General features: G+C 64.1%; 9 protein-coding genes. 5 read left to right on the top strand and 4 right to left on the bottom strand.

All coding sequences use genetic code 11. The annotated features are described in order from the left end of the window. A partial coding sequence (locus tag WBB85_RS21480; RefSeq protein WP_432640581.1) for a hypothetical protein occupies positions 1-119 on the top strand: 119 nt, incomplete at its 5' end. 422 nt (positions 120-541) lie between these two features. Here WBB85_RS21480 and WBB85_RS21475 read toward each other — a convergent pair. The 3 genes from WBB85_RS21475 to ubiA form a co-directional block, all read right to left on the bottom strand. Next, the gene (locus WBB85_RS21475) at positions 542-868 is read right to left on the bottom strand and encodes a hypothetical protein (protein WP_432640613.1); all 327 of its coding nucleotides are present in this window, start codon (positions 866-868) and stop codon (positions 542-544) included. A gap of 47 nt (positions 869-915) precedes the next feature. Beyond that, positions 916-2,868 carry an OmpA family protein gene (locus WBB85_RS21470; RefSeq protein ID WP_432640612.1) on the bottom strand — a complete coding sequence of 651 codons (1,953 nt, stop codon included), beginning with the start codon at positions 2,866-2,868 and terminating at the stop codon, positions 916-918. 65 nt (positions 2,869-2,933) lie between these two features. Beyond that, the gene (gene ubiA, locus WBB85_RS21465; protein ID WP_432640611.1) at positions 2,934-3,899 is read right to left on the bottom strand and encodes a 4-hydroxybenzoate octaprenyltransferase; all 966 of its coding nucleotides are present in this window, start codon (positions 3,897-3,899) and stop codon (positions 2,934-2,936) included. 12 nt (positions 3,900-3,911) lie between these two features. Here ubiA and WBB85_RS21460 point away from each other — a divergent pair, with 12 nt between their 5' ends. The 4 genes from WBB85_RS21460 (at position 3,912) to WBB85_RS21445 (ending at position 7,377) form a co-directional block, all read left to right on the top strand. Then, positions 3,912-4,637 (top strand): 16S rRNA (uracil(1498)-N(3))-methyltransferase, encoded by a 726-nt coding sequence (locus WBB85_RS21460; protein ID WP_432640610.1) that lies wholly within the window; start codon positions 3,912-3,914, stop codon positions 4,635-4,637. Continuing rightward, complete coding sequence (locus tag WBB85_RS21455; protein WP_432640609.1) at positions 4,634-5,380, top strand: hypothetical protein; 747 nt, start codon at positions 4,634-4,636, stop codon at positions 5,378-5,380. Before WBB85_RS21460 ends, WBB85_RS21455 begins: the two co-directional genes overlap by 4 nt. Beyond that, entirely contained in the window at positions 5,377-5,892 is a 516-nt protein-coding gene (locus WBB85_RS21450) for a hypothetical protein (RefSeq protein WP_432640608.1), read from the top strand. Before WBB85_RS21455 ends, WBB85_RS21450 begins: the two co-directional genes overlap by 4 nt. Positions 5,893-6,006: 114 nt before the next feature. Further along, positions 6,007-7,377: a glutamate--cysteine ligase gene (locus tag WBB85_RS21445; RefSeq protein WP_432640607.1), complete on the top strand. Its 1,371-nt coding sequence runs from the start codon at positions 6,007-6,009 to the stop codon at positions 7,375-7,377. On the opposite strand, the gene WBB85_RS21440 is transcribed toward WBB85_RS21445, so the two are convergent. Then, positions 7,371-7,799, bottom strand: coding sequence for a DUF805 domain-containing protein (locus WBB85_RS21440; protein ID WP_432640606.1), 429 nt, complete (start codon positions 7,797-7,799; stop codon positions 7,371-7,373). The genes WBB85_RS21445 and WBB85_RS21440 overlap by 7 nt on opposite strands. Positions 7,800-7,834: the final 35 nt, after the last annotated feature.

Below are 7,834 nucleotides of genomic sequence, written 5' to 3'. Positions count from 1 at the left end.
ACCTGAAGTTCGAAGTCGAACTGATTGCGCCCATCGCGATGGAAGAGAAACTGCGCTTCGCCATCCGCGAAGGCGGCCGCACCGTCGGCGCCGGCGTCGTCTCCAAAATCATCAAGTAAGAAGACGGCAGAGTGCCGGATCGAAGGGCGGCCCGGATGGGCCGCCCTTTTTCGTATCGCAATGATGTTGGGGCGTAGGGCTACACACGCCAATTTCGGGCGTGGGTACATGCGCAACGCTAGCCGGGCGGGCGTCTGCCCGTGAGGTGGCGCAGCGACGGGTATTCGCGGTGCTTTATGGCAGCAAAGCCCCTCTGACCTCATGCGATGTGCGCGGTTGCAAAAGCGCCAGCCCGGCGGGACGGGCAGGCGCTCGCCCGGCGCCTTCGGCTTGTTCCCGGGCGTTTGGCGTTTTTCTGGATGTCGGCTCAGTCCCGACACGACCTCTTCAGGTTGATCAGACGATATCTGTCCTGTGAAACCCGTGAGAGGACCCGCCCCAGGAAATTTTCCCGCATCTGCCGGTGCGGTGCGGCGATATCTCAGCCGGCGTTCATACGCTCGATATAGGTGCGCAGTTCTTCTGCCTCGTGCCGGGCATCGCGCAATCCGTCCATGGCGGCGCGCAATTCGGCCTGCGACTGGTGCAACTGATTGGCCAGTTCGGCTTCGCGGGTCTCAAGATAGCTGATCGCCTCGTCCCGTGTCTCTTCGGCGTCATGCAGGTCGCGGGCCATCTTTTCCAGCTCGCCCATCTCGGCCTGCGTCACGCGCGTGAGCCGGTGCAGAAGCCAGCAGGCGAACCAGCCGAGCATGAAGGCCACGAAAAGGATGATGGCGGTCGCGATGATGAATTCTGTTCTGTTCATGTCTGCCATTTGCAGCGCGCGGCCCCTTGGGTCAAGGCGGGCGCCGGTTACTCCTTGGGCCGGGGTTTGGGACGCACGGTGTCCGGCCCGGGTTTGTTCACGACCACAGTCCCCTCATCGTCATCGGGGCTGGCATCGGTATCCTCTTCCGCGCCGCCAACCAGCCGGACTTCGATGCGGCGGTTCTCTTCGCGTCCCGCTTCGGTTCCGTTATCGGCGATGGGCACAGTTTCACCGTAACCCACGGCGGTCAGATTGCCGGTCAGGACACGCCGCGACATGAGGGCGGCAATCACCGCCTCGGCGCGTTTCTGGCTCAGATCCAGGTTCATTTCCTCGCGCCCCTGGCTGTCGGTATGGCCGCCGATCTCCATCTCGAAATCCGAGCAATCCTTCATGCGCTCGGCGATCTTGTCGAGCGTATCTGCCGCGTCGCGGGTGATCTGGGCCGCGCCCGGTTCGAAGTTGATCTTGTGGGCGGTAAGCAGGCGGTTGATATCCGTCACGCATTCATCCGCGGTCGGCAGTCCGAGAAGCGGGTCGAGTGCCGGGTCATAACGGATGTCGAGATCGTATTGCTGACCTTCGCCAAGCTTGCCCGACAATATGCGCGCAACCGTGTCGCTGGCGGTGGTTGAGCCCGTGACGCCGCTGAGGCGGATCAGACCCGGTTCCACGACGACCTCGCCGTTCTCAAGTTCGCCGAGCGCTTCGAGCGCCGTCAGGACCCGAAGCGGCCAGCCGGGTGGCATGTCGGGATCAAGCCGGGTGGCTGCGTGGACGTAGTGCGAGCCAAAGCGGGCGCGGGCGAAGTTTTCCACCGCATCGCGTGACAATTCGTCGGTCACCCGGCCCCGCAGATCAATCTGGCCGTCCTCGCCGAGCCGGGCTGTGAATTCTTTGGGCCCGGTCTCGCCCTCGCCGGTTTGCAAGGTTGGCGTCAAAACCGCATGGAGCGAGAAGACCTCGGGCAGGTTTGATTCAAGCTCGCCCACAACCTTGTCAAAGACGGATTGTTCGACGCCCTCGGCCGCGATCAGCGATATGTCGGCATCTGAAAACGTGATCGATCCGGCACCCAGATCCTTCATTGCCGCCAGCCCCATCACGACGGCATCGGCCCAGTCCGGGGTCGGCACGCCCAGACCGATGGTGCAGGCCGGGTTGCCCGTCGCACCGGCCTCGGTCGCGGCAGCAAGGATTATGTCCCGCGCCCGTTCATTGTTGGCCGAACAGGCGTCGAAATGCGGACCTTCCTCATCGATCAGAAAGCGCAGCGTGAAAGGGGTGATGACCGGGCGCGGGGCCGAAATATCCAGCGCGAGCTGCAGATTGCGCGGGGCCTTGCGGTTCAGAGCCGCTTCCAGTTGCGCCTTTTCGGCCGCGCTGTCGCTGATCGCGGTGATCGAGACCCGTTCGGCTGAAATCGAGATCTTGGCGCGCGGCAGTTTGCCGAGCGCTTCGATGCCGAACTCAACCGCATCGCGCCAGCCCTCAGGAACCGGGTGATCGGCCGATTCGAGCATATCCGTCACGGTTCCGGGGCCGGTGAGGTCCGTCAGTTCGGACACGATACTCTCGTGCCCGGGCCCTTCGGGGATCAGCCCGATCAGCGAGATGCCGTCGCCGTTGCGCAAAATCTCGATGGTGAAATCGGGGGCTTTCAACTGCGCAGCATCGGCCACATCCATCCGGTCGATCAGCCGGTCGGCATCGACCACAGTACCGGCGACCGATATGGCGCGGAAGCGGGCGGCCTCGGTCGGGGCTGTCCCCGTAAGGCGGACCTGAAGGCCGTCAGTATCGACATGCGCCCAGCCGTGGCCGGCTGTCAGCAGTGCTGCGTCAACGGCCTCGGCCGAACGCTGTTCCACGATGGCCGCCGTCCAGCTGGCCGTTCCGACGCTGAGAAAGCCTGCAACGGCCGCGGCGATGATGCCGAGCGTTCGCGGGGAAAAGCCTTGTGGCAGAGTAAGACGTTCAGGCAGGGACAATGGCACTTGGGGCGGACTTTCGCCGGTTGTTGACGTGCATACTCCTTATGCGCCCGGACGCGCGGGATCAATCAGAGCAATGCGCTCACGGCGATAAACAGCGCAGCAATCAGGCCGGTATCGCGATTCTTGCGAAAGAGGGTCAGGCAACCTGCCGGATCGTCGATATCAAGCCTGCCCATCTGCCACAACAGATGCCAGCCCATGGCCCATGGGGCGATCAGGGCGAGGCCGAGTTTCACCGGACCCGCCGTCGGAAGCAGCGCCAGAATGATCGCGGCACTCATCAGCGTGACGGTGAGGATCAGGAAAAGACCCAGCCATTTGCCGGTCGCCGCGCCGAAGAGCCGTGCGGTGGATTTGACGCCGATCAGGACATCATCCTCTTTGTCCTGATGGGCGTAGATCGTGTCGTAGAAGAGCGTCCAGGCAATGCCTGCGGCATAGAGCAGGACAGGGGCCAGCGTCACACTGCCGGAATGGGCGGCGAAGGCAAGGATTGCGCCCCAGTTGAAAGCGAGGCCGAGAAAGACCTGCGGCCACCAGGTAAAGCGCTTGGCAAAGGGATAGATCGCGACAAGACCGAGGGAGGAGACGCCCAGCAGGATCGTCAGCCAGCTATAGGAGAAGAGGATCAGCCCGGCGGCGCCCATCTGCACTGCCATCCAGATCAGCGCCTGTTTCACCGTGACCTGACCCGACGGGATCGGCCGAGACCTTGTGCGGGCAACGGCCGCGTCGAAATCCCGGTCGGTGATATCGTTCCAGGTGCAACCCGCGCCCCGCATCAGCCAGGCCCCGGCAGCACAGCCAAGGATGATCCAGAGGTCCCACTGCCGCCAGCCATCCATCGTCGCGGCCAGCGCCACACCCCAAAGGCAGGGGATCAGCAACAGCCATGTCCCGATCGGCCGGTCGGCGCGCGACAGGCGCAGATAGGGGCGCAGGGGTTCTGGTGCGAAGCGGTCGACCCAATTGCCTTTGGCCGCATCGGCGACGGTTCCGGCAGGCTCTGGCGTTTCGTCGGGTGCGCTCATAAGTTCGGCCTCATGGGACAAGCGAAGATCAGACTCTGTTTAGACCAGCCGCTTGGGGCGGGGCAATCGGTTCAACTGACCGAGGCGCAGGCGCATTACCTTTTCGGGGTGATGCGCGAAGGCGTGGGGACGCAGGTTTTCCTGTTCAACGGCACGGATGGCGAATGGCTGGCCGAGGTCACGGAGGCGGGCAAGCGCAAGGGGGCGATGGCCTGCCGCGAACAGACCCGGCCGCAATCCGCACCGCCCGATCTCTGGCTGATGTTCGCGCCGGTCAAGAAGGCGCGCACCGATTTCATCGTCGAAAAAGCGGTGGAACTGGGTGTCGCGCGCCTGCAACCGGTCCTGACCGACTACACCAATTCCGAACGCTTCCGCTGCGACAAGGCCGAGGCCCATATCCGCGAGGCGGCCGAACAATGCGGCGCGCTGAGCCTGCCTGAGGTCGTGGAGACGACACCCCTCTCGCGCCTCCTTTCCGGCTGGGGCCCGGCCCGCCCCATTCTCTGGGCTGACGAATCCGAGGCAGGCACAGCCACGACACTCGCAAGCTTTCCCAAGGGCCCGGCCGCAATCCTCATCGGCCCCGAGGGCGGCTTCTCAGAGGCCGAGCGCGCCCGCCTGCGCGCATCACCCTTCGTCCACCCCGTCGCCCTCGGCCCCCGCATCCTGCGCGCCGAGACAGCGGCGCTGGCTGCAATCACGCTGTGGCAGACCCATCTGGGGGACTGGCGGTGACCCAAGTGCCTAAGGTGCGTCTGCATCTCTTCTTCGCGACCGAGAATAATCGGGCGATGATTCTCCGGCAGGGGCCCGCGCGGGATACCCGTATGATCCTCTGGCACCGCGACACGGATACATTCGAGGATGGCCAGTGGCTGCGGCACAAGGTCAATGTGCCACGCTCGTCGCTGTCCCCCGACGGGCGGCATTTCATCTATTTCATGCTGGATGGCAGATGGGACGGGCCGGGGCAGGGCGCCTATACCGCGATCTCGCGCCCGCCTTACTGGACCGCTCTGGCCCTGTTTCCCCAGGGAGATGCATGGGGAGGCGGGGGCGTGTTCCTCGACAACCGCCATTACCTCAGCTTCGGCGGGGCCGATATCATCGGTCGGGACGAGGAGTTGGCGCGGGTTGCGCTGGGCGCGGCGGAGAAAGGCTGCACCACCGGCATCCGGCTGATGAACGGCCGTCCGGCCCCGCTTGACCGAAAAGTGACACGGCGGCTTCTTGCCGGGCCGATGCCGTCAGATTTTCTTGAGATGTGGGCGTGGCTTTCGGACAGCAACAGGACTGCCCGCGAAGAGTATCCTACCGAGGGCGGCAGGCTCTTCCGCCGGAGCGGCGACCGGCTGGATCTGATCCGCGACTTCACAGACATGACGTTCGAGCCGGTCCGTGCACCCTATGACTGGCGCGAGCCGCAGGCGGAGTGCGCGGTAGAGCCCTGGCATCCCTTTGATGGAGAGCGGGGATGAACCTCATCCGGCCTGAAATCGTCCGGGGCCTGCGCCGCTGGCGCGAGGTGATCGCGGCGGTGGCGCTGGGGCTTGCCGGGCTCTGGCTGGCCTCGCTCGGCGGCTGGCTTCTGCAGGGGATCGGCCTGATCCTTGTGGCGCTTGCGATCGGCTGGGCCGTTATCGCCTGGCGTCGGATGCGGTTCCTGCGCGGGGGGGGCGCGCCGGGGGTCGTCGAGGTCGATGAGGGGCAGGTGGGCTATTGGGGGCCGAATTTCGGGGGCTTCATTGCGCTTGCCGATCTTGCTGAGTTGCGTCTGGCCGAGACCGGCGGCACCCGGCACTGGCGGATGCGGAGCCATGGCGGTGAGGTTCTGATGATCCCGGTCGATGCTGCCGGGGCCGAGCGGCTTTACGACGCTTTCGCGACGCTTCCGGGGATCGACATGGCTGCGTTGACGGCCGCACTTGACCGCGGTGTCGGCACGCTTCCCCTTTGGAAACGCGCGCATCCATCGCTGCCGCGTCGCTAGACGATCACAATATGTCATGTTTTCGCACAGACAATCCGCGCTGGGCGGGGTTGACTTGAACGCCGCGGCGTTTCACGTAACTGCGTCCCAGTCAGCCACGAGATCGAGGCCCACATGTCCATTCCACAAACCGGCGGCGGCGTATTTGAAAGCTTCGACCAGCTTGCCGAATGCCTCGAAAACGGCAGCAAATCCAAGGATGATTGGCGCATCGGGACCGAGCATGAAAAGTTCGGCTATTGCAAGGACACGCTGCAACCCTTGCCCTATGACGGGCCGCGCTCGATCACGGCAATGCTGGAAGGTATCCGCGACCGTTTCGGCTGGGACCCGGTTGAGGAACAGGGCAAGATCATCGGCCTGGTGAAAGACGGCGCCAATATCAGCCTGGAACCGGGTGGCCAGTTCGAACTCTCTGGCGCGCCGTTGGAGACGATCCACCAGACCTGCGACGAGGTGAACGCCCATCTGCGTGAAGTGCAGAGCGTCGCCGATGGGATCGGCGCGCGCTTCATCGGCCTTGGTGCGGCGCCGGAATGGACGCATGACCAGATGCCGATGATGCCAAAGGGGCGCTACCGGCTGATGACGGATTATATGGGCCGGGTCGGCACCCATGGCACGCAGATGATGTACCGGACTTGCACGGTGCAGGTGAACCTTGATTTCGGGTCCGAGGCGGACATGGTGCAGAAGCTGCGCGTGGCCTTGGCGCTACAGCCTGTCGCCACAGCACTTTTCGCCAATTCGCCCTTCTTCGAGGGCAAACCCAACGGCCACAAAAGCTGGCGCAGCCGCATCTGGCGCGACCTTGATCCGGCACGGACCGGCATGCTGCCCTTCGTCTTTGAAGACGGCATGGGCTTTCAGCGCTATGTCGATTACGCGCTCGATGTGCCGATGTATTTCGTCTACCGCGATGGCAAATACATCAATGCTTTGGGTCAGTCCTTCCGCGACTTCCTGAAAGGTGAACTGCCCGCTTTGCCGGGCGAGAAGCCGACGATGTCGGACTGGGCCGATCACCTGACGACGATCTTCCCCGAGGCGCGGCTCAAGAAATTCATCGAGATGCGCGGTGCTGATGGCGGCCCCTGGCGCAGGCTCTGCGCGCTGCCCGCCTTCTGGGTCGGGCTGATGTATGACCAGTCGGCGCTCGATGCCGCCTGGGATCTGGCCAAGGGCTGGGACGATGAGACGCGCGAGGCCTTGCGGGTGGCTGCCTCGGTCGACGGACTTCAGGCTGAGGTGCATGGCGTGAAGATGCATGACCTTGCCCGCGAAGTGGTGGCGATTGCCGAACAGGGGCTGAAGGCGCGCGCACGGCCCGGCGTTGGCGGTCTGGTCCCTGATGAAACCCATTTCCTCAATGCGCTTCAGGAGAGCATCGAAACGGGCCGCGTGCCCGCCGATGAGCTTCTTGAGAAGTATCACGGTGACTGGGGCGGGGACCTTTCCCGCATCTATGCCGAATACAGCTACTGACGCGGCACACGGGGAAACGAGGACGCCCCGTAGCCATCCCCAGCCAACGGGTCGGGGCCGTAGTCATTGCGGCCCTCATCCCCCGGCGTGGCCAGAAACCAGATCAGGATGACCCAGCCAATAAGCGGGATCAGCCAGATCAGCACCCACCAGCCGGACTTGCCCGTATCGTGCAGCCGCCGGACGCCTGCCGCCAGAGAGGGCAGGAACACGGCAAGCGAATAGAGCGAGGAAAGCGGGCTGCCGGGACTGCCCGTCATCATCCAGTGGTGAATGCCGAACGCCATCCCGTCGAGGATGCTGAGGCCGACACTCACCAGAATGTTGAAGGCCACAAACCACCAGTATTCGGCCCGCCGCGCGCGGCCCCTGAAGGTCGCGTATTTCGAAAAACAGGTGCGAACCGCCGTCATCATCTGCATGTGCGCCTCCCGGTCTTGACGGGGCCAGATTCTCC

This window comes from Albidovulum sp. (assembly GCF_049646345.1).
GTDB lineage: Bacteria > Pseudomonadota > Alphaproteobacteria > Rhodobacterales > Rhodobacteraceae > Albidovulum.
This window is presented reverse-complemented; position numbering and strand designations above follow the sequence as displayed.